The organism is Frigoribacterium sp. SL97, from assembly GCF_026625765.1.
In the GTDB taxonomy this organism is placed as follows: Bacteria; Actinomycetota; Actinomycetes; order Actinomycetales; family Microbacteriaceae; genus Frigoribacterium.
Window position 1 is genome coordinate 733236 of record NZ_CP113062.1, and the last position, 22642, is coordinate 755877.

A 22642-nucleotide genomic window follows, 5' to 3' on the forward strand; every position below is an offset into this window, starting at 1 on the left:
GGCACTTTCCCAGGTGGCACCATCGATCTCGGCGGGAGCTCAGTGACCGCCTCACCCCCTCACCGGGCATCACTCCCGCACCCGATCGAACAGGACCAGCGACATGTACTTCACCCTCATGGGCAAGCTCAGCGCCCGCCGCCAGAACCTCACCGAAGACAAGGACAAGGGCTTCACCCTGATCGAGCTCCTCGTCGTCGTCATCATCATCGGCATCCTCGCCGCGATCGCCATCCCGGTGTACCTCGGCGTGCAGAACAACGCCAAGGACTCGTCGGTCAAGAGCGACCTGACCAATGCCAAGACTGCCGTCATCGCCTACCAGACCAACACGGGCGCGCTGCCGACTGCGGGCACCCTGGACCCGGCAGGAACGGGCCAGAACGCTGACCTGGCTAAGGCTGGCCTGACCAAGGGGTCGAACACGGGCGCCATCACGCTGGTGGTCTCGACCGACAAGACCGCTTTCTGTGTGTCGGCACCGCGGACGGGGACCGGTGGAGACACGTTCGCCGCCAGCGACCGATCTGGCGTGGACAAGGGAACCTGCACCTCTGCCGGTGCCTTCGCCGCTCCGAGCGCCGCTACCACGCCGTAGTACGGACTGGGCGGCGCGGGGGATCTGCCCCCGCGCCGCTCATCTCTGCAACCCACAAGAGTTCCACCCTCGACCCGACCGGGAGGTGACCACCATGTTCCAGAAGCTCAGCCAGCGCCTCCGTCCGTCCGAGGACGTCGACCGCGACGCGGGCCTGACCCTCGTCGAGGTGATGGTCGCCATGATGGTCTTCGCGATCATCTCGGTCGGTGTCGCCTACTCGATCACCAACGCGCTCGTCCTGACCCGCGAGTCGCGGGCGCGGGCGATCGCCACCAACCTCGCCGCGCAGCAGGTCGACCTGGTGCGGGCCACCCAGAACGTCTTCACGGTCGACGCCAAGGAGATCGACAGCAGGGTCTCGGGCATCGACTTCCGTCTGTCGCAGACCGTGCGCTGGGTCGACTCGACCTCGACCGTCACCGACTGCGGCACCGGTACCGGAACCCTGCAGTACAAAGCCGTCACGATCAGCGTCAGCTACACCGGCCAGCGGTCGATCACCGCACCCGTGACGACCGAGACCGTGCTCGCCCCGAGCGACCGCATCAACGACCCGGCCCTCGGCACGATCGTCGTCAAGGTCACCGGCGCCGGCGGCACCGGCAATCCGGGCGTCGCCGTCGCCATCGCGCCGGCGGCCGTGCCGAACGGCGCCTCGGCGCCCACGACCCCGGCCGTCACGAACACCCAGGGCTGCACGTACGCGCTCAAGGTGAAGCCGGGCAACTACTCCGTCGGCGTCGTCGAGTCGGGCAACCTCGACATCAAGCAGGTCGCCGCCCCGAAGACCACGCCCGTCGTCGTCAAGGCCGGCACCTCGTCGTCGGTCAGCTTCACCTACGACACGGCCGCCACGTACACGCTCAAGTACGCCTCGAACTACAGCAGCAGCGTCCTGTTGCCGACCGACCTCGAGACCACGTTCGTCAGCACCCTCGGCGGGGTCCAGACGGTCAAGTCCGCCGCGAACCCCGCGACCCTCTTCCCCGTGGCCTACACCGTCATGGCCGGGGGCTACGTCGCCCCGATCAAGGACGACAAGGGCGTCGTCACGAACACGCCGTGCGTCGACGTCGACCCGTCGGCCTGGGCCGCGACTCCCGGAAACGGTGCCGGCCAGCCGCTCACGGCAGTCGCCGCGCCACCCGGCGGCACCGCCACGGTCGACGTCCCGATGGGTGTCGTGCGCCTGCCGAAGATGAACGGCACGGCCACGGTCGTCGCCACCTCGGTCGGCACCAAGGCCAACGGTGACCCGGGCTGCAACACGAACAAGGCCTACACCTTCACCGTCAGTGGCCAGAAAGACGTGGCGCTGCCGTTCGGCACCTGGAAGTTCTCCGTCGTCGTGCTCGACCTCCTCGGCGTCGTGACGGCGCAGAGCCCGGTCACCCTCGACGCCGACGCGATCCGCACCCGCGGCACGATCGACAAGTCGACCGGTGCGGCCACCCTCGACCCCCGACCGGCCGGCTGATGACCATCGCCCTCGCCCGCCGCCTGCGCCGGCTCGTCGACCAGCCCGAACGGGGCATCTCGCTCGCCGAGATGCTCGTCGCGATGGCGCTCTTCGCCGTCCTCATGGCCCTCACCGGGGGCTTCGTCGTCACGGCGTACCGTGCCTCGGCCTCGAGCCGCACGATCGACGCCGCCACCCGTACGGCCACGGTCGGCATGACAGAGGTCACCCGCACCGTCCGGGCCGCGACGAACAACCCGGTCTCGACCTCGAACATCGCCGACGCCGCGTTCGTCACGGCGACCGACCAGAGCCTCAAGATCTACGCCTACGTCAACCTCGCGTCGTCCGAGGAGAAACCCGTGACCGTCGAGTTCAAGGTCGTCGACGGCAAGCTCGTCGAGACCACCTGGGCGTCGTACGACCTCGGCGGCGGCTACTGGGGGTTCCAGACCACCCCGAGCTCGGTCCGTACGATCGCCTCGCCCGTCGTGGGCACGGCGCAGGGTGCACCCGCGCTGTTCCGCTACGTCGACTCGGGGGGCTCGACGATCCCGCTGACCGCGGGAGCCGTGCCAATCGGCCTGGTCCGGGGCATCTCGGCCGTGCAGGTCTCGCTGCAGGTCGGCTCGTCCGCCGATCTGTCGAAGTCCACCGTCCTGACCAACACGGTCGGCCTGCCCAACCTGACGTCGTAGGAGTCGAGATGATCACGCTGCTGCACGCCCGGCTCGGTCGCCGCTGGGCCCGCGCTCGCCAGGACGGCGAACGGGGCGTCGCCCTCATCACCGTCATCGGATTGGGGGCAGTCCTGCTGCTCCTGAGCGCCACGATGGTCTCGGTCGCGATCAGTGGCGCGACAGCGTCACGCACCGACTCCGACTTCAACGCCGCGATCGCCGCCGCCTACGCCGGCGTCGAGGACTACCAGAGCAAACTCGCCAACGACAACACGTACCCGCAGTACGGCGTCAAGGGAACCGAGTTCAGCAAGACGAGCACCTTCACGGGCGCGGCCGGCAACCCGGCCTTCGGCGTGGGTGCGGCGGGCACCTGGATGCCCGTGGCGGGCAGCCCCACGTCGTCGTACCGGTACGAGGTCGACAACTCGGCCTACTCGAAGTCCGGCATCCTGCGCCTGCGCGCCACGGGCAAGGTGGGCACGACGACGCGTACCGTCGTGGCCGGCCTGAAGCAGAAGGGCTTCATCGACTTCCTGTACTTCACCGACTACGAGCTGTTCGACCCTCAGCTGTCGAACACCTCGTGCACCCCGGCCTACGAGTGGGCGGTCACCGACCGTCCCGCCTGCACGACCCTGCAGTTCGGTTCGGCCGACGTCATCGACGGCCCCCTCCACAGCAACGACACCCTGCTGATCTGCGGCGCCACCTTCAACGGAGCGGTGACGAGCGCCAATCCCGACAGTCCCCGGTACAGCACCCCGTCGGGCTGTGGCACACCCAAGTTCGTCAACCCGAACTACCCTCTCTTCGCCAAGCGCGTCGACATGCCCGCGACCAACCAGAGCCTGCGCCAAGAAGTGCGGTCCGACCTCACGAGCTCGACCGTGCCCCGCCCGGGCTGCCTCTTCACCGGTCCGACGACCATCACGTTCAACTTGGGCGGAACGATGAGCGTCTACTCGCCGTACACCGTGGCGACCAACGTCAGCGGCGAGCCCGCCACGGGTGGTTCCGTCGCGTCCGGCTGCGGCACGCCGGGCTTCAGCAGCTCAGGAGGCACGCTCGGCAGCCCGGGCGGCCAGACCATGCCCGTGATCGCCAACAACCTGATCTTCGTCCAGGACGTCCCCTCGTTGACTTCCGACCCGAACTTCCCGAAGAAGGCGCCCACGAGCTTCTCGTGCACCGGTGCGGATGGGACGACCCCGGGCAACGGCGTCGGATTCCCGGTCGTCGGCGAGACGCCCCCGGTGACCTCGGGCGACACGATCTCGTACGGCTGCACCAAGGGTGACGTCTTCGTCAAGGGTGCGCTCAAGGGCAACGTCACGGTCGCCGCGGCGAACTACGTGTACATCACGGGCAACCTCACCTACGTCGACCAGGCAGCAGACATGCTCGGTCTCGTCGGGCAGAACGCCGTCTTCGTGCACAACCCGGTCAAGACGACGACCACGACCGAGACCTACAACGCCACCTGCCGCAACGGCTTCTTCGTCTACACCTGCACCCAGACCCGCGACGTGACGACCTCCACCCTGCTCGACCGCAGCAAGACCGACCGCACCGTCAGCGCTGCCATCCTGTCGGTCGCGCACACCTTCACCGTGCAGAACTACAACCTCGACAACGGTTACCCCAAGGGCAAGTTGATCATCAACGGGGCCATCGCCCAGAAGTTCCGCGGGCCGGTCGCGACGACGTCGGGCGGCGCCGTCGTCACGGGCTACACGAAGGCCTACAAGTACGACACCCGCATGGAGTTCATGGCCCCGCCGAAGTTCCTGTCACCGGTGTCGACCAGCTACGGCATCAGCCAGCTCGTCGAGAGCAAGACCGCCTTCACCGCCGCGGGGGTCGAGATCAAGTGATCGCCCTCGTCTTCCCCCTGTCGCTCACCGCGGCGCTCGGCCTCGCCATCGGATCGTTCCTCAACGTCGTCGTGTACCGCGTCCCCGCCGGCCTCTCGGTCGCGCGACCCGCGAGCGCCTGCCCGGGCTGCGGGACCCCGATCCGTCGACGCGACAACGTCCCCGTGGTCAGCTGGCTCGCCCTCGGCGGCAAGTGCCGTGACTGCCGCACGTCCATCTCGGCCCGGTACCCGATCGTCGAGCTGGCCACCGGCCTGTTCTTCGTGCTCGTCGCCGCCCGCCTGTGGCCGCTCGTCGGCGTGCCGACCGAGGCGCTGCCGCTCGTGGCGCGCCTCCTGTCCCTCGTCGCCTTCCTCTGGCTGGCCGGTGTGAGCGTCGCGCTCGCCGTCATCGACCTCGAACACCACCGGCTGCCGGACGCGATCGTCCTGCCGTCCTACGCGGTCGGGGGCGTCCTCCTCGCGGCGTCGAGCATCCTCGTGGGGGACTGGCCGGCGCTCGTCCGCGCCGCCATCGGCCTGGCCTCCCTCTTCGCCTTCTACCTGATCGCCGCCCTGTCGTACCCGGGTGGCATGGGCTTCGGCGACGTCAAGCTCGCCGGCGTGCTCGGCCTGTACCTCGCCTGGCTCGGCTGGGGCGAGTTCGCCGTGGGTGCCTTCGCGGCGTTCCTGCTCGGCGGCCTGTTCGCCGTCGTCCTCCTGGTCACCCGACGCGTCGAACGCACCGGTGGCATCCCCTTCGGCCCCTGGATGCTCGCGGGCGCCTGGGTCGGCGTCTTCGCCGGCGGCACCGTCGCCACGGCGTACCTCACCCTCCTCGGCCTGGCATGACCGGGCGAGCTGACAGAGAGCAGAACTGATGGGCAAGAACATCGTGGGCATCGACATCGGCAGCCGCTTCGTGCGGGCGGTCGAGGTCGCCGACGTCGACAAGGCCAAGCCGACCATCGTCCGGTTCAGCGAGGTGTCCCTGCCCGACGGTGCGGCGAGCCGCGGAGAGGTGATCGAGTCGCAGACCATGGCCGGCACGCTCAAGCAGCTGTGGTCGGCCGGGGGCTTCAAGAGCAAGCGCGTCGTGCTGGGCATGGGCAACCAGCGGGTGCTCGCGCGCGACATGACCGTGCCCAAGGCGTCGCACAAGCGCATCCGCGAGATGCTGCCGTTCCAGGTGCAGGACATGCTGCCCGTCCCGGTCGCCGACGCCCTCCTCGACTTCTACCCGTACGCCGAGGGGCTCGGCGAGAACGGTCCCGTCGTCCACGGGCTGCTGATCGCGGCGGTCAAGGACGCCGTCCTCGGCAACGTCCAGGCGAGCAAGCTCGCCGGCCTGACCACGCTGGGGGTCGACCTGATCCCGTTCTCGAACACGCGCCTCCTCGTCACCCGCCCGCGCATCGCGGGCACGGTCGCGCTCGTCGAGATCGGTCACAGCACGACCTCCGTGATCATGATCGCCGACGGGGTCCCGCAGTTCGTCCGCATCATCCCCTCGGGGGGCGACGACGTCACGCAGGCCGTCGCGTCGAAGCTCGAGGTCTCGACCCAGGTCGCCGAGGGCATCAAGTTCGGCCGTGGCCTCGCCACGACCGTCACGACGCCCGACGAGCAGGCCGCGTCGTCCGCCATCTTCGAGTCCGTCAACGAGTTGCTCGGCAGCCTGCGCAACACGATCCAGTACTACGTCAACACCCGCCCGACCGAGACCGTCGCGGGCATCATGATCGCCGGCGGGGGAGCGGCCCTGCCGGGCCTGCCCGAGGCGCTCAGCGAGGTCACCCGCCTGCCGGTGGCCCTCGCCGACCCGTTCGCGACGGTGGGCTTCGCGAAGAACCTCGACGAGGCCGCCCTGCGGTCGCGGTCGACCGACCTGACCGTGGCCCTCGGCCTGGCCCTGGGGAGCGCAGCATGAGAACCCGCGGAAAAGACACCGGCATCACCGTGGGAGGCGCGCCCCGCGTCGACCTGCTGCCTCCCGAGGTCCGCGCGGAGCGTCGCGCCGCCGCCCTGACCCGTCGGGTCTGGGCCGGCGTCGTCGTGGTCGCCGTCGTGGTCGGGATCGGATCGGGTGCGGCCTTCCTCGAGCGGATGAACGCCGAGGACGACCTCATGGTCGCCCAGGGCGAGACGCAGACCCTGCTGATGGAGCAGGGCGCCTTCGCCGACGTCCGCTCGACGCAGGCGCAGGTGAGCCTGGCCGCCGCGGCCCAGACCGTCGGCGGAAGCACGGACATCGATTGGCCGGCCTACCTCGAGAAGGTGCAGGCCACCCTGCCCGTGGGCGTCACCATCGTCGGCGTCTCGCTCGACCAGGCCTCGCCGCTCGTGCAGTACGCCCAGCCGACGGCTCCGCTCCAGGGCTCCCGCGTCGCCACCCTCACCTTCCAGGCGACCAGCCCGACGCTGCCGTCGGTGCCCGACTGGCTCAACGGCCTCGCCACCCTGCCGGGCTTCGCCGACGCCCAACCCGGTTCGGTCACCCTCGAAGAAGGCACCTACAAAGCCGACGTCACCATGCACATCACCGCCGACGCGTTCTCGGGACGCTTCGCCGCTTCGAAGGACGAATGACCATGGACCGCAACCGCTTGAAGATGATCATCGCCGTCCTGACCGGCGTGGTCGTCCTGGCCCTGGGGTTCGTGCTCGGGGTCCAGCCGCAGCTCACCGCCGCCTCCACGGCGTCCCAGCAGACCGCCTCGGTCGACGAGCAGAACGCCACCCTCCGTGCCGGCCTCGCCACCCTGAAGGCCGACAACGAGAAGCTGCCCGCGTTGCAGTCCGAGCTCGCCGCACTGCAGACCTCGGTGCCGTCCCAGGCGACCCTCCCGGCGTTCCTCACCGAGATCAGCCAGCTGGCCTCTGAGACCGGGACGACCGTGACAGCCTTCACGACGTCCGACGCCGTGGCGTACGCTCCGGCGGCACCTGCTGCGGACGCCACCGCCACCGACTCGGCGGCGACGGACTCGACGGCCGCCGACGGTGCCACGGCCGAGGCAACGGCCCCGATCGCCGCGGCGCCCGACCTCGTCACCGATCCGCAGATCACCGCGGCGAACTTCTCGTCGATCCCGATCACGGTGACCGTCAAGGGCAGCTACCAGCAGGCCCGCGACTTCCTCGGCCGACTGCAGCAGGGTTCGCGGCTGTTCCTCGTGACGAACTTCGCCAGCTCGGGTTCGTCCGAGGGTGGTTCGACGAACGCCGTCCCCGACCAGTGGACCGTCGGCGGCCTCGTCTACGTCCTCCAGGACGCCGCCGCCACCCAGGCCGACCAGGCCGCCGAGACCCCCGCCACCACGGCCGAGGGCGCCGACGACGCGAGCTCGGACACGGCCGCGGGCGAGTAGGCGCGCGCCCCCGCACCCCCGCGGGCGCGTAGCCTCGGAGGATGTCCCGAGCCGTCTACGCCGTCATGGGCACCGTCCTCTTCGGTGCGCTCGTCATCATGGTGGCGGGGTTCGAGGCGCTGCTCCTCGACCGCGACCCCATCGACGAACCCGACGCCGGCACCCTGCTCGGCCCGTTGATGGTCGCCGCCGCCGTGCTCGTCGTGCTGCTGTCGCTGCTGCGGTCGGCGGCGCTCTCCGACGCCCGCGACGACAGGGCTCCGGAGGTGCGGGGCACGTTCCCCGCCCAGCCCGTCGTGTTCGCCCGCCCGGCCGGCGCGGGTGGGTCCCGCTCCGTCACCGGTGACGAGGTGGCCGGCCCTCGCGGGCCCGCACCGCACCTCCTCGTCGCCGCGCTCCTCACGGCCGCGCTCGTCTACGTGTCGATGCTCGCCGTCGGGGGAGTCGTCTACGGCCTCGTGCGAGAAGAGCTCGTCTGGGTGCTGCTCTTCGCCGCCCGGTACGCCGTGTCGCCGTTCGTGATCGGTTCGGCTGTCTGCGCCGGACTCGTGGTCGGGGGCACGCTGGCGGTGTCGCGCATCGACCCGGGGCGTTCCGACCCTCGACCATTTGATTAAGGCCCTACCTCAAGATAAGCTCTTTCGGGTGTGCGCCTGACCGCGCGCCCGAATAAAAAGCCCCCTCGACCTCGCGGCCGAGACGGGCAGACCGTCTCGATCACCGAGACGAGGATGCCGGCTGATCAGCCGGACAGAGCAGAGCGATGCGAGAGCAGCGCGACTCGGCGTGTTCGCAAGGGCAGCGTCGAGATCCGATGAGGAGAACCAGTGCCAACTATTCAGCAGCTGGTCCGCAAGGGACGCACGCCGAAGGTCGTCAAGACCAAGGCCCCCGCCCTGAAGGCCAACCCCCAGCAGCGTGGCGTGTGCACCCGTGTGTACACCACCACCCCCAAGAAGCCGAACTCGGCGCTCCGCAAGGTCGCCCGCGTCAAGCTCTCCAACGGCACCGAGGTCACCGCCTACATCCCCGGCGAGGGCCACAACCTGCAGGAGCACTCGATGGTGCTCGTCCGCGGCGGTCGTGTGAAAGACCTCCCCGGCGTGCGCTACAAGATCGTCCGTGGCGCGCTCGACACCCAGGCCGTCAAGAACCGCAAGCAGGCCCGCAGCCGCTACGGAGCGAAAGCAGAGAAGAAGTAATGCCTCGTAAAGGACCCGCTCCCAAGCGCCCTGTCGTCGCCGACCCGGTCTACGGTGCGCCGATCGTCAGCCAGCTCGTCAACAAGATCCTCCTCGACGGCAAGAAGGGCCTGGCCGAGCGCATCGTCTACGGTGCTCTCGCCGGCGTCACCGCCAAGAACGACCAAGATGCAGTGGCCACGCTGAAGAAGGCGCTCGACAACGTGCGCCCCACGCTCGAGGTCCGCTCGCGTCGCGTCGGCGGTTCGACCTACCAGGTCCCCGTCGAGGTCAAGCCCCACCGCGCCAACACCCTGGCCCTCCGCTGGCTCACCAGCTACGCCAAGGCCCGTCGCGAGAAGACGATGACCGAGCGTCTCATGAACGAGATCCTCGACGCGTCGAACGGTCTGGGCGCCGCTGTCAAGCGTCGCGAAGACACTCACAAGATGGCCGAGTCGAACAAGGCCTTCGCGCACTACCGCTGGTAACCGGCACGAGGAGGCGCGGTGTGCGCACGACGCGCACCGCACCTCCTCGTCCCCCCAACTTCCCCACCTACCCCTTCGGAGGAACCTGTGGCACAGGACGTGCTCACCGACCTGAACAAGGTCCGCAACATCGGCATCATGGCGCACATCGATGCTGGCAAGACGACGACCACCGAGCGCATCCTGTACTACACGGGCATCACCCACAAGATCGGTGAGGTGCACGACGGTGCGGCCACCATGGACTGGATGGCGCAAGAGCAAGAGCGTGGCATCACGATCACCTCGGCGGCGACGACCTGCTTCTGGAACAAGAACCAGATCAACATCATCGACACCCCGGGACACGTCGACTTCACGGTCGAGGTCGAGCGTTCGCTCCGCGTGCTCGACGGTGCCGTCGCCGTCTTCGACGGAAAAGAGGGCGTCGAGCCCCAGTCCGAGACCGTGTGGCGTCAGGCCGACAAGTACGACGTGCCGCGCATCTGCTTCGTCAACAAGATGGACAAGCTCGGTGCCGACTTCTACTTCACGGTCGACACGATCATCAACCGCCTCGGCGCCAAGCCGCTGGTGATGCAGCTCCCGATCGGTGCCGAGAGCTCCTTCGAGGGCGTCGTCGACCTGGTCGAGATGCGTGCCCTCACGTGGCGTGGTGACGCCAAGGGTGACGTCGAGCTGGGTGCGAAGTACGAGATCGAAGAGATCCCCGAAGACCTCAAGGAGAAGGCGGCGGAGTACCGCGCCAAGCTCCTCGAGACCGTCGCCGAGTCCGACGACGTGCTGCTCGAGAAGTACTTCGGTGGCGAAGAGCTCACGATCGCCGAGATCAAGGGCGCCGTCCGCAAGATGACGGTCAACTCCGAGCTCTACCCGATCTTCTGTGGTTCGGCCTTCAAGAACCGCGGCGTGCAGCCCATGCTCGACGCGGTCATCGACTACCTGCCCTCGCCGCTCGACGTGCCTCCCATGGAGGGTCACGACGTCCGCGACGCCGAGAAGATCATCATCCGCAAGCCCGAGTCGACCGAGCCCTTCTCGGCTCTCGCCTTCAAGGTCGCGGTGCACCCCTTCTTCGGTCGTCTCACCTACGTCCGCGTCTACTCGGGCTCCATCGAGTCCGGCGCCCAGGTCATCAACTCGACCAAGGACAAGAAAGAGCGCATCGGCAAGATCTTCCAGATGCACTCGAACAAGGAGAACCCCGTCGACAGCGTGACCGCCGGTCACATCTACGCCGTCATCGGGCTCAAGTTCACCACCACGGGTGACACCCTCTGCGACCCGTCCGAGCAGATCGTCCTCGAGTCGATGACGTTCCCCGAGCCCGTCATCGAGGTCGCGATCGAGCCGAAGACCAAGGCCGACCAAGAGAAGCTGTCGCTGGCCATCCAGAAGCTCGCCGAAGAAGACCCGACGTTCCGCGTCGAGCTCAACGCCGAGACGGGCCAGACGGTCATCAAGGGCATGGGCGAGCTCCACCTCGACATCCTGGTCGACCGCATGAAGCGCGAGTTCAACGTCGAGGCCAACGTGGGCAAGCCCCAGGTCGCGTACCGCGAGACCCTCAAGAAGGGCATCGAGCGCTACGACTACACCCACAAGAAGCAGACCGGTGGTTCGGGTCAGTTCGCCAAGGTGCAGATCGCTCTCGAGCCCTTCGAGGTCACGGCCGAGTCGACCTACGAGTTCGTCAACAAGGTCACCGGTGGCCGCATCCCCCGCGAGTACATCCCCTCGGTCGATGCCGGCATCCAGGACGCCATGCAGGTCGGCGTGCTCGCCGGCTACCCGACGGTGGGCGTCCGCGCGCTGCTGCTCGACGGTGCGGCGCACGACGTCGACTCGTCCGAGATGGCGTTCAAGATCGCTGGGTCGATCGCCTACAAAGAGGCGGCTCGCAAGGCCCAGCCCGTTCTCCTCGAGCCGCTCATGGCGGTCGAGGTCCGTACGCCCGAGGAATACATGGGCGACGTCATCGGCGACCTCAGCTCGCGACGCGGGCAGATCTCGTCGATGGAAGACGCCAGTGGTGTGAAGGTCGTTCGGGCCAGCGTGCCGCTGTCGGAGATGTTCGGTTACGTCGGAGACCTGCGGTCGAAGACCTCGGGCCGGGCCGTCTACTCGATGACGTTCGAGTCGTACCAAGAGGTGCCCTCGGCCGTCGCCGAAGAGATCATCCAGAAGAACAAGGGCGAATAGTCCTGAACCGCGTGGTCGTCCGACGACCGCGTAACATGTACACACACCAATCCGCAGGGCGACCGGTAGGCCGGGTCATCGACCCGGCCCCCGGGCCGCACTGCAACCGAGTCCTGAGGAGGACCCACAGTGGCTAAGGCCAAGTTCGAGCGGACCAAGCCGCACGTCAACATCGGAACCATCGGTCACGTCGACCACGGCAAGACCACGCTCACCGCGGCGATCACCAAGGTCCTGCACGACAAGTACCCCACCCTCAACACGGCGTCGGCGTTCGACCAGATCGACAACTCGCCTGAAGAGAAGCAGCGCGGCATCACGATCAACATCTCGCACGTCGAGTACCAGACCGAGAAGCGCCACTACGCTCACGTCGACGCTCCCGGCCACGCCGACTACGTCAAGAACATGATCACCGGTGCGGCTCAGATGGACGGCGCGATCCTCGTCGTCGCCGCCACCGACGGTCCCATGCCCCAGACGCGTGAGCACGTCCTGCTCGCCCGCCAGGTCGGCGTGCCCTACATCGTCGTCGCGCTGAACAAGGCCGACATGGTCGATGACGAAGAGATCATGGAGCTCGTCGAGCTCGAGGTCCGCGAGCTCCTCTCGAGCCAGGAGTTCGACGGCGACAACGCCCCGATCGTCCAGGTCTCCGCTCTCAAGGCCCTCGAGGGTGACGAGAAGTGGGCCGAGACGGTCGCCGAGCTGATGAACGCCGTCGACGAGAACGTGCCCGAGCCCGTTCGCGCCACCGACCAGCCCTTCCTCATGCCCATCGAGGACGTCTTCACGATCACCGGTCGTGGCACCGTCGTCACCGGTCGTGTCGAGCGCGGTCAGCTCAACGTCAACGAAGAGGTCGAGATCGTCGGCATCCGCCCGACCGTCAAGACCACCGTCACCGGCATCGAGATGTTCCGCAAGCTGCTCGACTCGGCTCAGGCCGGCGACAACACCGGTCTCCTCCTCCGCGGCACCAAGCGCGAGGACGTCGAGCGCGGCCAGGTCGTCGTCAAGCCCGGTTCGGTCACGCCGCACACCGAGTTCGAGGCGAACGTCTACATCCTGTCGAAGGACGAGGGTGGGCGTCACAACCCGTTCTACGCGAACTACCGTCCGCAGTTCTACTTCCGCACCACCGACGTCACGGGTGTCATCACGCTGCCCGAGGGCACCGAGATGGTCATGCCCGGCGACACGACCGAGATCAGCGTCCAGCTGATCCAGCCGATCGCCATGGAAGCCGGTCTGCGCTTCGCCATCCGTGAGGGTGGTCGCACGGTCGGTGCCGGTACGGTCACCAAGATCAACAAGTAAGTCCTGTTCACGCAGAACTGCTGATCTGACGAGAGAGGTCAGGCCCTTCGGGGCCTGGCCTCTTTCGCGTCGGCAGGGCACGATGGGGGAGACGTCGGACGGACCGGCGCCGACGGGAGGACGTCATGGCAGGTTTCGACGACATCACCAAGAAGGCCCAGGCCTTCCTCAAGGACGGAAAGGTCCAGGAGGCGCTCAAGAGCGAGAAGGCCGAGGGCGTCAGCGACAACATCCTCGACGCGGTCGCCTCCGCGGCCGACAAGGCCACCGGCGGCAAGCACGCCGACAAGATCCAGCAGGCCAAGGAGCAGGCCGACAAGAAGCTGGGCAACCAGTAGGGCGTGAGCGATGCCCCCGCCGTCGAGCGGGGGCTTCGCTGTACCCCGCCCAGGCCCCTCGACGACGCGCGGTGTTCACTCGACCGATGCCGCGCCTCCGGAGGACCGATTCGAGCCGACCCGGGCTGACGCGGGTCCGGGCAGGACGAGGGTTCTCGTACCGGACGGCCGACGGGACCGCCGTCGCCGACGCCGAGCTGCGGGCCCGCATCGAGCACCTCGCCATCCCACCGGCTTGGACCGACGTCTGGATCTCCCCTTACGAGAACGGCCACATCCAGGCCACGGGAGTGGACGCTGCAGGTCGGCGTCAGTACATCTACCACCCGACGTGGCGTGAGCAGAAGGACCGCATCAAGTTCGACCGGGCACTCGCCCTCGCGGAGTCGCTGCCGACCGCCCGCCGATTCGTGACGCACGACCTGCGCGTCCAGGGGGCCGGCCGTGAGCGGGTCCTGGCCGCCGCCTTCCGCATGCTCGACACGGGCTCCCTCCGGGTGGGCTCCGAGCGCTACGCCCAGGAGCACGGCAGCCACGGCTTGTCGACCCTGCTTTGCGCGCACGCGACCGTCTCCGGCGACACGGTCTCGCTGGCGTTCCCCGGCAAGAGCGGTCAGGACTGGGACTCCGAGATCCACGACGCCGACCTCGCGGCCGTCGTCCGCAGCCTCAAGCGGCGGGGCGGGCGGGCCCGGTTGCTCGCCTGGAAGGCCGACGGCGGGGGAGCGGGGGAGGCGCGCGCGGCCTGGCACCCGCTACGAGCGACCGAGATCAACGACTACGTCAAGGAGAGGGCCGGCGACGAGTTCACCGCCAAGGACTTCCGCACCCTGCACGGCACCGTCGCCGCCGCCGTCAGCCTGGCCCGCTCCGGGCCGCAGGCGGCGGCCTCCCGGCAGTCGAAGTCCCTCGCCCAGGCGATGCGGGACGCCGCCGCCGTGCTCGGCAACACCCCGGCCATCGCGAAGTCGTCGTACGTCGATCCCCGACTGGTCGATGCGTACCGGCACGGGGAGACCATCGATCCGGCCCGCCTGCACGCGGCCGAATCCGAGGTCCGGGCATTGCTGTTCCGCTGAGCCGTCGCACACCCGAGGTGGTCCGCGGTCTGCGAACGGTGCGCGTCGTGACGTAACCTAGAGGGTCGCGTCCCGTTCGGGTCGCCCGAGAGGAACAACTGCAGTGACTGACGAGTGCATCCACGGATTCGAGCGAGAGTTGTGCGACATCTGCGCTCCCCGCAAGCGCGAGGGCGTCGCCGACGGCATGCCCTCGACCGCCGCACGGTCGGTCACCACCCGCCGCCGCCCCTCCAACCGCAAGCCCGAGTCGCTGCGCAGCACGCCCGCACTCGCCCGTGACTCGGCCGCTGTCGCCGTGGCCGCGCAGGCGGCCGCCACCCCCGTCCCCGAGTTCTCGACCCAGCGTGCCTACCACTGGACGCACGTGTCCAACCTGCCCGGCATCCTCGAGGCCGGCGCGCTGCAGGCCGGCGCGACTCCCGTGCTCGACGTCAGCTCCGAGGCGACGCGGGCCCTCCGCGCCTCCGTCACGACCGCGTCGGGTCAGCCCGTCGCCGCGCACGTGCCGTTCTCGTTGTCGCCTCATGCGACCGCCTGGGACGCCGTCCGTACCGGAGCCGAGGGCTACGAGTGGTCGGATGCGGCACGTGAGGCCCGTGCCATCGACTTCGTCATGCTCGTGGTTCCCGTCGCCTCGCTCGGCGACGACTTCGTCGTGACCGAGGGGGACGCGGCCGTCGAGGGCGTGCGTGCGGCCGCAGGGCTCGACGACGCATCGTCGATGGTCCGCCGGTTCAGCCTCAAGGACCCCGACCTGCTCGCTCCAGAAGTGCTCGTGCCCGGTTCCGTGCCCTTCTCCTCGGTGACGCTCGTCGGCGTCCCGAACGACAAGGTCCGCGACGCCGTGAAGGAGACGCTCGCCGAGCTGGGAGCCGAGGCGCCGCGCGTCGCCGTCTACCCGCCGTGGTTCCGGCCCGCACCGGTCGTCGAAGCCGTCTGACATCCGCGACACGCCCGGGTTGCAGCAAATGCAGGCGTGTGGCAAAATCGTCTAGTTCAACATTTCGAGCCTGGCCTCTGCGCCGGGTGTCGGATCACTGCCAGGCAGTGCACAGACGCAAGGCGTCTGGGCCGCGGGTAGCAGGACGCATCTCACAACGAAACCACCGCCGTGACCATTGGTCGCGGTGTGCCGGGGCGAAGCCCCGGGTGCGGGTGGCGGTGGCGAAGATGGCCCTCCCCGGGTCCTTCCTCGCGGGCACCGGCCGGTTTCGGCAGATGGATTGACACAAGAACAGCGGTACGCGAGAGACACGTAGTGCCAACAGATGTTCGCCCAGCGAACAGCGTCAGGCGGCCCCCGAGGTGCGCGACGTCCGAACGAGAGAGAGTCACACATGGCGGGACAGAAGATCCGCATCCGACTTAAGTCGTACGACCACGAGGTCATCGACACTTCCGCGCGCAAGATCGTCGACACGGTCACCCGCGCGGGCGCTACGGTCGTCGGCCCCGTGCCGCTCCCGACCGAGAAGAACGTGGTCGTCGTGATCCGTTCGCCCCACAAGTACAAGGACTCGCGCGAGCACTTCGAGAAGCGCACGCACAAGCGCCTCATCGACATCGTCGACCCGACGCCGAAGGCCGTCGACTCGCTCATGCGTCTCGACCTGCCTGCCGACGTCAACATCGAGATCAAGCTGTAGGGGGGGCGACCATGACCATCAGCACCACCAAGAACGTCAAGGGCCTGCTCGGCAAGAAGCTCGGCATGACCCAGGTCTGGGACGAGAACAACAAGCTCGTCCCCGTCACCGTCGTCGAGATCGCCCCGAACGTCGTGACCCAGGTCCGCTCGCTCGAGAAGGACGGCTACACCGCCGTCCAGATCGCGGCCGGCCAGATCGACCCCCGCAAGTCGAACAAGCCCTCCACGGGTCACTTCGACGCCGCGGGCGTCACCCCCCGTCGCCACCTCACCGAGGTCCGCACCGCCGACGCCGCCGAGTACGCACTCGGCCAGGAGCTCACGGTCGACACCTTCGAAGCCGGCCAGAAGGTCGACGTCGTCGGAACGTCCAAGGGCAAGGGCTTCGCCGGTGTCATGAAGCGTCACAACTTCAAGGGCGTCAGCGCCTCGCACGGTGCGCACCGCAACCACCGCAAGCCCGGTTCGATCGGTGCCTCCTCGACCCCCAGCCGTGTCTTCAAGGGCATGCGCATGGCCGGTCGCATGGGTGGCGAGCGCGTCACCATCCTCAACCTCACGGTGCACGCCGTCGACGCCGAGAAGGGTCTGCTGCTCGTCAAGGGCGCCGTCCCCGGTGCTCGTGGCCGCATCGTTTTCGTCCGCACCGCCGTGAAGGGGAAGTAGCTCATGGCCACCACTACCGCATCGGCCGCTTCGGTCGACGTCGTCGACGCCAAGGGCCAGAAGACCAGCACGGTCGAGCTCCCCGTCGAGCTCTTCGACGTCGTCACGAACGTCCCGCTCATCCACCAGGTCGTCGTCGCCCAGCAGGCCGCCGCACGTCAGGGCACGCACAAGACCAAGCGTCGCGGCGAGGTCTCCGGCGCCGGCCGCAAGCCGTTCAAGCAGAAGGGCACCGGCCGCGCCCGTCAGGGTTCGATCCGCGCTCCTCAGATGACCGGCGGTGGCATCGTCCACGGTCCGCAGCCCCGCGACTACGCCCAGCGCACCCCCAAGAAGATGATCGCCGCAGCCCTGCTCGGTGCTTTGTCCGACCGCGCTCGTGGCGCCCGCGTCCACGTCGTCGAGAGCTTCGTCGCCGACTCGATCTCGACCAAGGTCGCTCTCGAGCTGCTCGCGTCGATCGCCTCGAGCAAGCACGTCCTGATCGTCACCGACCGCGACGACACGCTGACCCTCAAGAGCGTCCGCAACGTGCCCACGGTCCACGTGATCACGTTCGACCAGCTGAATGCCTACGACGTCCTCGTCAGCGACGACATCGTCTTCACGAAGAGCGCCTTCGACGGCTTCGTCGCCTCGAAGACCAAGAAGGAGGCCACCGCATGAGCGGCTACGGAAAAGACCCCCGCGACGTCATCATCGCGCCCGTCGTCTCCGAGAAGAGCTACTCCCTGATCGACCAGGGCAAGTACACCTTCCTCGTGGACCCGCGTTCGAACAAGACCGAGATCAAGCTCGCCATCGAGAAGATCTTCGACGTCAAGGTCGACAGCATCAACACGCTCAACCGAACGGGCAAGACCCGTCGCACCCGCTTCGGCACCGGCAAGCGCAAGGACACCAAGCGCGCCATCGTCACGCTGAAGTCCGGTTCCATCGACATCTTCACGGCTGTCGGCTAGGGAGCAGAGGCATAAATCATGGCAATTCGTAACTACAAGCCCACGACCCCGGGTCGCCGCGGTTCGTCGGTCGCCGACTTCGCGGAGATCACGCGTTCGACGCCCGAGAAGTCGCTGCTGCGCCCGCTCTCGAAGTCCGGTGGCCGTAACAACGCCGGCCGCATCACGACCCGTCACATCGGTGGTGGCCACAAGCGCCAGTACCGCGTCATCGACTTCCGTCGCAACGACAAGGACGGCGTCAACGCCAAGGTCGCTCACATCGAGTACGACCCCAACCGCACGGCTCGCATCGCGCTCCTGCACTTCGTGGACGGCACCAAGCGGTACATCATCGCGCCGAACAAGCTGAAGCAGGGCGACGTCGTCGAGTCGGGTGCCGGCGCCGACATCAAGCCCGGAAACAACCTGCCGCTCAAGAACATCCCGGTCGGTACCGTCATCCACGCCATCGAGCTCAAGCCCGGTGGAGGCGCGAAGATGGCCCGCTCGGCCGGTGCCTCGGTGCGTCTCGTCGCCAAGGACGGCCCCTACGCGCAGCTCCGTCTGCCGTCGGGCGAGGTCCGCAACGTCGACGCCCGCTGCCGCGCCACGATCGGCGAGGTCGGCAACGCCGAGCAGTCGAACATCAACTGGGGCAAGGCCGGCCGCATGCGCTGGAAGGGCGTCCGCCCGACCGTGCGTGGTGTCGCCATGAACCCCGTCGACCACCCGCACGGTGGTGGTGAGGGCAAGACCTCCGGTGGACGCCACCCGGTCAGCCCGTGGGGCCAGAAAGAGGGCCGCACGCGTCACCCCAACAAAGAGAGCGACAAGCTCATCGTCCGTCGTCGTAACGCTGGCAAGAAGCGTAAGTAGGAGTTGTAGAAGATGCCACGCAGTCTTAAGAAGGGCCCCTTCGTTGACGACCACCTGCTTCGCAAGGTCGTCTCGCAGAACGAGGCCAGCACCAAGAACGTCATCAAGACCTGGTCGCGCCGTTCGATGATCGTCCCCAACATGCTTGGGCACACCATCGCCGTGCACGACGGACGCAAGCACATCCCGGTGTTCGTGACCGAGAGCATGATCGGCCACAAGCTCGGTGAGTTCGCGCCCACCCGCACCTTCCGTGGTCACGTGAAGGACGACAAGAAGGGTCGTCGCCGCTAACGCGGCGACGTGAAGGAGGAGAGAAATGGTGGAGTCGATCGCACGCGTGCGTCACATCCGCGTCACCCCCATGAAGGCCCGTCGTGTCGTCAACCTGATCCGCGGCAAGCAGGCCGCCGAGGCTCTGGCGATTCTGAAGTTCGCACCTCAGGGCGCCAGCGAGCCCGTCTACAAGCTCGTCGCGTCGGCCATGGCCAACGCCCGGGTGAAGGCGGACGCCTCGAACAGCTACCTCGACGAGCAGGACCTGTACATCAGTCGTGCATTCGTCGACCAGGGCGCCACCCTCAAGCGGTTCCAGCCGCGTGCACAGGGCCGCGCCTTCAAGATCCTGAAGCGCACCAGCCACATCACGATCGTCCTCTCGACGCCTGATGAGGTCGAGGCTGCCGACGCTACGAAGAAGGCGAGCAAGTAATGGGCCAGAAAGTCAACCCGTACGGCTTCCGTCTGGGCATCACCACCGACCACGTGTCGCGGTGGTTCACCGACAGCACGAAGCCGGGACAGCGTTACAGCGACTACGTCGCCGAGGACGTCAAGATCCGCACCCTGCTGAAGACCTCGCTCGACCGCGCCGGCGTGGCGAAGATCGAGATCGAGCGCACCCGTGACCGCGTCCGCGTCGACATCCACACGGCCCGTCCGGGCATCGTGATCGGTCGTCGTGGCGCCGAGGCCGAGCGCATCCGCGGCGACCTCGAGAAGCTCACGAGCAAGCAGATCCAGCTCAACATCCTCGAGGTGAAGAACCCCGAGGCCGAGGCCCAGCTCGTCGCCCAGGGCATCGCCGAGCAGCTCGCTGCTCGCGTGGCGTTCCGTCGTGCGATGCGCAAGGGGCTCCAGGGCGCCCAGCGTGCCGGTGCCAAGGGTGTCCGCATCCAGGTGTCGGGCCGTCTCGGCGGCGCCGAGATGAGCCGCTCGGAGTTCTACCGCGAGGGCCGCGTGCCCCTGCACACGCTCCGCGCCAACATCGACTACGGCTTCTACGAGGCCAAGACCACCTTCGGTCGCATCGGTGTCAAGGTCTGGATCTACAAGGGCGACATCACCAACAAGGAGCTCGCGCGCGAGCAGGCGAACCAGAAGTCGTCTCGCCCCGAGCGCCGCAACGACCGTGACGGCGCCCGCCGCGGCGGGGGCGACCGCGCTCCCCGCGAGCAGAAGGCACCCGCCACCACAGGAGCTGAGGCGTAACCATGCTTATCCCCCGTCGTGTCAAGCACCGCAAGCAGCACCACCCCGGCCGTAGCGGCCAGGCCACTGGTGGCACCAAGGTCAGCTTCGGTGAGTACGGCATCCAGGCCCTCACGCCCGCTTACGTGACCAACCGTCAGATCGAGTCCGCTCGTATCGCCATGACGCGTCACATCAAGCGTGGCGGAAAGGTGTGGATCAACATCTACCCCGACCGTCCCCTCACGAAGAAGCCCGCCGAGACCCGCATGGGTTCCGGTAAGGGCTCGCCCGAGTGGTGGGTCGCGAACGTCAAGCCGGGTCGCGTGCTCTTCGAGCTCAGCGGCGTGAGCGAGGAGATCGCCAAAGAGGCACTCACTCGCGCAATCCACAAGCTGCCCCTCAAGGCACGCATCATCAAGCGCGAGGAGGGCGACGCATAATGGCGATCGGTTCCAAGGAGCTCCGTCCTGTCGAGCTCGACACATTCGAAGACGAGCGTCTCGTCGATGAGCTGAAGAAGGCGAAGGAAGAACTCTTCAACCTCCGCTTCCAGTCGGCCACCGGCCAGCTCGAGAGCCACGGCCGCCTGCGTGCCGTGAAACGCGACATCGCTCGCATCTACACGGTCCTGCGTGAGCGCGAGCTCGGCATCCGTGCCACCCCCGCCCCGGTCGAGGCGGCCCCCAAGGCCGCCAAGAAGTCGACCAAGAAGGCTGACAAGCCGGCCGAGACGGCTGACGAGACCGCCGAGGAGAGCAAGTAATGGCCACCGAGAACAAGACCGAGGTCGACTCGGCTGCCGTCGAGGTCCGCGGCTACCGCAAGACGCGTCGCGGCTACGTGACCAGCGACAAGATGGAGAAGACCATCGTCGTCGAGGTCGAGGACCGCGTGAAGCACCCCCTGTACGGCAAGGTCATCCGCCGCACGTCCAAGGTCAAGGTCCACGACGAGGCCAACTCGGCCGGCGTCGGCGACCTCGTCGTGATCAGCGAGACCCGTCCGCTCAGCGCCTCCAAGCGCTGGCGCCTGGTCGAGATCCTCGAGAAGGCGAAGTAGGCCTCGCGGCCTGCTTGCGTAGAAGGAGACACAAGTGATTCAGCAAGAATCCCGCCTCAAGATCGCCGACAACACCGGGGCAAAAGAGATCCTCACCATCCGCGTGCTCGGTGGCTCCGGCCGTCGTTACGCCGGCCTGGGTGACGTCATCGTCGCCACGGTGAAGGACGCCATCCCCGGTGGCAACGTGAAGAAGGGTGACGTCGTCAAGGCCGTCATCGTTCGCACCAAGAAAGAGGTCCGTCGTCCGGACGGCTCTTACATCAAGTTCGACGAGAACGCCGCAGTGATCCTGAAGGCCGACGGAGACCCCCGCGGAACCCGCATCTTCGGACCGGTCGGTCGCGAACTCCGTGACAAGAAGTTCATGAAGATCATCTCGCTGGCGCCGGAGGTTATCTAAGTCATGGCAAACATCAAGAAGGGTGACCTCGTGCAGGTCATCACCGGTGCCTCGCAGGCCCGCGGCGGAGACCGCGGCAAGCAGGGCAAGGTCCTCGAGGTGCTCGTCGAGCGCAACCGCGTGGTCGTCGAAGGCGTCAACTTCGTGACCAAGCACGTGCGCGTCGGCCAGACCCAGCGTGGTTCCAAGACCGGTGGCATCGAGACGCACGAGGCTCCGATCCACGTGTCGAACGTCGCCGTCGTCGACCCCAAGACCAAGAAGCCCACCCGCGTCGGCTTCCGCGAAGAGACGGTCACCAAGGACGGCGTGTCCAAGACCGTTCGCGTCCGTTACGCCAAGAAGTCTGGTGAGAACCTCTGATGACCGACACCACCACGCAGGCCGCCACGGCCCTCCCGCGGCTGAAGGCCAAGTACCGCGCCGAGATCATCGAGCAGCTGAAGTCCGACTTCGGCTTCACGAACGTGCACCAGGTGCCCGGGCTCGTGAAGATCGTCGTCAACACCGGTGTCGGTGAGGCCGCTCGCGACAGCAAGATCATCGACGGTGCCATCAAGGACCTGACGGCCATCACGGGCCAGAAGCCCCAGGTCACCAAGGCACGCAAGTCCATCGCGCAGTTCAAGCTGCGCGAGGGCCAGCCGATCGGTGCCCACGTCACGCTCCGCGGTGACCGCGCCTGGGAGTTCCTCGACCGACTGCTGTCGCTGGCGCTGCCCCGCATCCGTGACTTCCGTGGTCTGAGCGACCGCCAGTTCGACGGAAACGGCAACTACACCTTCGGTCTCAACGAGCAGAGCATGTTCCACGAGATCGACCAGGACCGCATCGACCGCGTCCGTGGCTTCGACATCACCGTCGTCACGACCGCCAAGAACGACGACGAGGGTCGCGCGCTGCTCAAGGCGCTCGGGTTCCCGTTCCGTTCGGCCGACTCGGCCAACTAAGATCGTCCGGTCGGCAACTCTCTCGTAGAGTTGCCGGCCGTTC

General features: G+C 67.6%; 30 protein-coding genes. All 30 read left to right on the forward strand.

Annotated elements, in window-relative coordinates; genetic code table 11:
• Positions 1 to 103: 103 nt before the first annotated feature.
• The 30 genes from OVA02_RS18080 (at position 104) to rplE (ending at position 22599) form a co-directional block, all read left to right on the forward strand.
• A complete protein-coding gene (locus tag OVA02_RS18080) occupies positions 104 to 598 on the forward strand; it encodes a type II secretion system protein (RefSeq protein ID WP_082460061.1) in 495 nt (164 codons plus the stop codon).
• Positions 599 to 692: 94 nt separating this feature from the next.
• Positions 693 to 2078 (forward strand): type IV pilus modification PilV family protein, encoded by a 1386-nt coding sequence (locus OVA02_RS03565; protein WP_157485178.1) that lies wholly within the window; start codon positions 693 to 695, stop codon positions 2076 to 2078.
• Complete coding sequence (locus OVA02_RS03570) at positions 2078 to 2758, forward strand: PulJ/GspJ family protein (protein WP_056043596.1); 681 nt, start codon at positions 2078 to 2080, stop codon at positions 2756 to 2758. Before OVA02_RS03565 ends, OVA02_RS03570 begins: the two co-directional genes overlap by 1 nt.
• An 8-nt stretch (positions 2759 to 2766) precedes the next feature.
• Complete coding sequence (locus OVA02_RS03575) at positions 2767 to 4617, forward strand: hypothetical protein (protein WP_267659277.1); 1851 nt, start codon at positions 2767 to 2769, stop codon at positions 4615 to 4617.
• A complete protein-coding gene (locus tag OVA02_RS03580; RefSeq protein WP_056043591.1) occupies positions 4614 to 5447 on the forward strand; it encodes a prepilin peptidase in 834 nt (277 codons plus the stop codon). Before OVA02_RS03575 ends, OVA02_RS03580 begins: the two co-directional genes overlap by 4 nt.
• Positions 5448 to 5475: 28 nt before the next feature.
• Complete coding sequence (pilM, locus tag OVA02_RS03585; RefSeq protein ID WP_056043589.1) at positions 5476 to 6525, forward strand: type IV pilus assembly protein PilM; 1050 nt, start codon at positions 5476 to 5478, stop codon at positions 6523 to 6525.
• Complete coding sequence (locus tag OVA02_RS03590) at positions 6522 to 7184, forward strand: hypothetical protein (RefSeq protein WP_123571292.1); 663 nt, start codon at positions 6522 to 6524, stop codon at positions 7182 to 7184. Before pilM ends, OVA02_RS03590 begins: the two co-directional genes overlap by 4 nt.
• 2 nt (positions 7185 to 7186) lie before the next feature.
• A complete protein-coding gene (gene pilO / locus OVA02_RS03595; RefSeq protein WP_056043584.1) occupies positions 7187 to 7966 on the forward strand; it encodes a type 4a pilus biogenesis protein PilO in 780 nt (259 codons plus the stop codon).
• A gap of 41 nt (positions 7967 to 8007) precedes the next feature.
• Positions 8008 to 8583: a DUF6121 family protein gene (locus tag OVA02_RS03600; RefSeq protein ID WP_056043581.1), complete on the forward strand. Its 576-nt coding sequence runs from the start codon at positions 8008 to 8010 to the stop codon at positions 8581 to 8583.
• Between the two features lie 210 nt (positions 8584 to 8793).
• Complete coding sequence (rpsL, locus tag OVA02_RS03605) at positions 8794 to 9168, forward strand: 30S ribosomal protein S12 (protein WP_056043579.1); 375 nt, start codon at positions 8794 to 8796, stop codon at positions 9166 to 9168.
• Positions 9168 to 9638: a 30S ribosomal protein S7 gene (rpsG, locus tag OVA02_RS03610; protein ID WP_043593378.1), complete on the forward strand. Its 471-nt coding sequence runs from the start codon at positions 9168 to 9170 to the stop codon at positions 9636 to 9638. The genes rpsL and rpsG overlap by 1 nt, the downstream gene beginning before the upstream one ends.
• Positions 9639 to 9725: 87 nt before the next feature.
• Complete coding sequence (gene fusA / locus OVA02_RS03615; protein ID WP_056043577.1) at positions 9726 to 11840, forward strand: elongation factor G; 2115 nt, start codon at positions 9726 to 9728, stop codon at positions 11838 to 11840.
• Between the two features lie 129 nt (positions 11841 to 11969).
• A complete protein-coding gene (gene tuf / locus OVA02_RS03620) occupies positions 11970 to 13160 on the forward strand; it encodes an elongation factor Tu (RefSeq protein WP_043593375.1) in 1191 nt (396 codons plus the stop codon).
• A 125-nt stretch (positions 13161 to 13285) separates the two neighbouring features.
• Positions 13286 to 13498 (forward strand): Rv0909 family putative TA system antitoxin, encoded by a 213-nt coding sequence (locus OVA02_RS03625; RefSeq protein ID WP_056043574.1) that lies wholly within the window; start codon positions 13286 to 13288, stop codon positions 13496 to 13498.
• An 86-nt stretch (positions 13499 to 13584) separates the two neighbouring features.
• Positions 13585 to 14577: a DNA topoisomerase IB gene (locus OVA02_RS03630; RefSeq protein ID WP_056043571.1), complete on the forward strand. Its 993-nt coding sequence runs from the start codon at positions 13585 to 13587 to the stop codon at positions 14575 to 14577.
• A gap of 103 nt (positions 14578 to 14680) precedes the next feature.
• Entirely contained in the window at positions 14681 to 15520 is an 840-nt protein-coding gene (locus tag OVA02_RS03635) for a DarT ssDNA thymidine ADP-ribosyltransferase family protein (protein ID WP_056043568.1), read from the forward strand.
• Between the two features lie 397 nt (positions 15521 to 15917).
• The gene (rpsJ, locus tag OVA02_RS03640; RefSeq protein ID WP_043593369.1) at positions 15918 to 16226 is read left to right on the forward strand and encodes a 30S ribosomal protein S10; all 309 of its coding nucleotides are present in this window, start codon (positions 15918 to 15920) and stop codon (positions 16224 to 16226) included.
• Positions 16227 to 16243: 17 nt separating this feature from the next.
• The gene (gene rplC, locus OVA02_RS03645) at positions 16244 to 16894 is read left to right on the forward strand and encodes a 50S ribosomal protein L3 (RefSeq protein WP_173154863.1); all 651 of its coding nucleotides are present in this window, start codon (positions 16244 to 16246) and stop codon (positions 16892 to 16894) included.
• Positions 16895 to 16897: 3 nt separating this feature from the next.
• A complete protein-coding gene (rplD, locus tag OVA02_RS03650) occupies positions 16898 to 17560 on the forward strand; it encodes a 50S ribosomal protein L4 (RefSeq protein ID WP_043593365.1) in 663 nt (220 codons plus the stop codon).
• Positions 17557 to 17856 (forward strand): 50S ribosomal protein L23, encoded by a 300-nt coding sequence (rplW, locus tag OVA02_RS03655; protein WP_043593363.1) that lies wholly within the window; start codon positions 17557 to 17559, stop codon positions 17854 to 17856. The genes rplD and rplW overlap by 4 nt, the downstream gene beginning before the upstream one ends.
• 18 nt (positions 17857 to 17874) lie before the next feature.
• Positions 17875 to 18714: a 50S ribosomal protein L2 gene (gene rplB, locus OVA02_RS03660; protein WP_056043560.1), complete on the forward strand. Its 840-nt coding sequence runs from the start codon at positions 17875 to 17877 to the stop codon at positions 18712 to 18714.
• A gap of 12 nt (positions 18715 to 18726) precedes the next feature.
• Positions 18727 to 19008: a 30S ribosomal protein S19 gene (rpsS, locus tag OVA02_RS03665; protein WP_043593360.1), complete on the forward strand. Its 282-nt coding sequence runs from the start codon at positions 18727 to 18729 to the stop codon at positions 19006 to 19008.
• A gap of 25 nt (positions 19009 to 19033) precedes the next feature.
• On the forward strand, positions 19034 to 19426 hold the full coding sequence (gene rplV / locus OVA02_RS03670; protein WP_043593358.1) for a 50S ribosomal protein L22: 393 nt from the start codon (positions 19034 to 19036) through the stop codon (positions 19424 to 19426).
• A complete protein-coding gene (gene rpsC / locus OVA02_RS03675) occupies positions 19426 to 20205 on the forward strand; it encodes a 30S ribosomal protein S3 (RefSeq protein ID WP_043593357.1) in 780 nt (259 codons plus the stop codon). The genes rplV and rpsC overlap by 1 nt, the downstream gene beginning before the upstream one ends.
• Positions 20206 to 20207: 2 nt before the next feature.
• The gene (gene rplP, locus OVA02_RS03680; RefSeq protein WP_043593355.1) at positions 20208 to 20627 is read left to right on the forward strand and encodes a 50S ribosomal protein L16; all 420 of its coding nucleotides are present in this window, start codon (positions 20208 to 20210) and stop codon (positions 20625 to 20627) included.
• Positions 20627 to 20950: a 50S ribosomal protein L29 gene (rpmC, locus tag OVA02_RS03685; protein ID WP_054145424.1), complete on the forward strand. Its 324-nt coding sequence runs from the start codon at positions 20627 to 20629 to the stop codon at positions 20948 to 20950. The genes rplP and rpmC overlap by 1 nt, the downstream gene beginning before the upstream one ends.
• On the forward strand, positions 20950 to 21246 hold the full coding sequence (gene rpsQ / locus OVA02_RS03690) for a 30S ribosomal protein S17 (RefSeq protein WP_056043557.1): 297 nt from the start codon (positions 20950 to 20952) through the stop codon (positions 21244 to 21246). Before rpmC ends, rpsQ begins: the two co-directional genes overlap by 1 nt.
• Positions 21247 to 21280: 34 nt before the next feature.
• Positions 21281 to 21649 carry a 50S ribosomal protein L14 gene (gene rplN, locus OVA02_RS03695; protein WP_043593350.1) on the forward strand — a complete coding sequence of 123 codons (369 nt, stop codon included), beginning with the start codon at positions 21281 to 21283 and terminating at the stop codon, positions 21647 to 21649.
• A gap of 3 nt (positions 21650 to 21652) precedes the next feature.
• Entirely contained in the window at positions 21653 to 22012 is a 360-nt protein-coding gene (gene rplX, locus OVA02_RS03700) for a 50S ribosomal protein L24 (RefSeq protein ID WP_043593348.1), read from the forward strand.
• On the forward strand, positions 22012 to 22599 hold the full coding sequence (gene rplE, locus OVA02_RS03705) for a 50S ribosomal protein L5 (protein WP_043593346.1): 588 nt from the start codon (positions 22012 to 22014) through the stop codon (positions 22597 to 22599). The genes rplX and rplE overlap by 1 nt, the downstream gene beginning before the upstream one ends.
• The last annotated feature ends 43 nt before the right edge of the window (positions 22600 to 22642 follow it).

Bases quoted from the DNA above. Each gene is read 5' to 3' on its own strand.
- OVA02_RS18080 (WP_082460061.1), top strand. From the start codon at position 104: ATGTACTTCACCCTCATGGGCAAGCTCAGCGCCCGCCGCCAGAACCTC.
- rplD (WP_043593365.1), top strand. From the start codon at position 16,898: ATGGCCACCACTACCGCATCGGCCGCTTCGGTCGACGTCGTCGACGCC.
- pilO (WP_056043584.1), top strand. From the start codon at position 7,187: ATGGACCGCAACCGCTTGAAGATGATCATCGCCGTCCTGACCGGCGTG.
- pilM (WP_056043589.1), top strand. From the start codon at position 5,476: ATGGGCAAGAACATCGTGGGCATCGACATCGGCAGCCGCTTCGTGCGG.
- OVA02_RS03565 (WP_157485178.1), top strand. From the start codon at position 693: ATGTTCCAGAAGCTCAGCCAGCGCCTCCGTCCGTCCGAGGACGTCGAC.
- OVA02_RS03575 (WP_267659277.1), top strand. From the start codon at position 2,767: ATGATCACGCTGCTGCACGCCCGGCTCGGTCGCCGCTGGGCCCGCGCT.
- OVA02_RS03600 (WP_056043581.1), top strand. From the start codon at position 8,008: ATGTCCCGAGCCGTCTACGCCGTCATGGGCACCGTCCTCTTCGGTGCG.
- OVA02_RS03570 (WP_056043596.1), top strand. From the start codon at position 2,078: ATGACCATCGCCCTCGCCCGCCGCCTGCGCCGGCTCGTCGACCAGCCC.
- rplB (WP_056043560.1), top strand. From the start codon at position 17,875: ATGGCAATTCGTAACTACAAGCCCACGACCCCGGGTCGCCGCGGTTCG.
- rplX (WP_043593348.1), top strand. From the start codon at position 21,653: ATGGCAAACATCAAGAAGGGTGACCTCGTGCAGGTCATCACCGGTGCC.
- OVA02_RS03625 (WP_056043574.1), top strand. From the start codon at position 13,286: ATGGCAGGTTTCGACGACATCACCAAGAAGGCCCAGGCCTTCCTCAAG.
- rpsG (WP_043593378.1), top strand. From the start codon at position 9,168: ATGCCTCGTAAAGGACCCGCTCCCAAGCGCCCTGTCGTCGCCGACCCG.
- rplP (WP_043593355.1), top strand. From the start codon at position 20,208: ATGCTTATCCCCCGTCGTGTCAAGCACCGCAAGCAGCACCACCCCGGC.
- OVA02_RS03630 (WP_056043571.1), top strand. From the start codon at position 13,585: ATGCCGCGCCTCCGGAGGACCGATTCGAGCCGACCCGGGCTGACGCGG.
- rpsC (WP_043593357.1), top strand. From the start codon at position 19,426: ATGGGCCAGAAAGTCAACCCGTACGGCTTCCGTCTGGGCATCACCACC.
- rplW (WP_043593363.1), top strand. From the start codon at position 17,557: ATGAGCGGCTACGGAAAAGACCCCCGCGACGTCATCATCGCGCCCGTC.
- rplE (WP_043593346.1), top strand. From the start codon at position 22,012: ATGACCGACACCACCACGCAGGCCGCCACGGCCCTCCCGCGGCTGAAG.
- rpsQ (WP_056043557.1), top strand. From the start codon at position 20,950: ATGGCCACCGAGAACAAGACCGAGGTCGACTCGGCTGCCGTCGAGGTC.
- OVA02_RS03590 (WP_123571292.1), top strand. From the start codon at position 6,522: ATGAGAACCCGCGGAAAAGACACCGGCATCACCGTGGGAGGCGCGCCC.
- rpsS (WP_043593360.1), top strand. From the start codon at position 18,727: ATGCCACGCAGTCTTAAGAAGGGCCCCTTCGTTGACGACCACCTGCTT.
- rplV (WP_043593358.1), top strand. From the start codon at position 19,034: ATGGTGGAGTCGATCGCACGCGTGCGTCACATCCGCGTCACCCCCATG.
- rpsJ (WP_043593369.1), top strand. From the start codon at position 15,918: ATGGCGGGACAGAAGATCCGCATCCGACTTAAGTCGTACGACCACGAG.
- rpmC (WP_054145424.1), top strand. From the start codon at position 20,627: ATGGCGATCGGTTCCAAGGAGCTCCGTCCTGTCGAGCTCGACACATTC.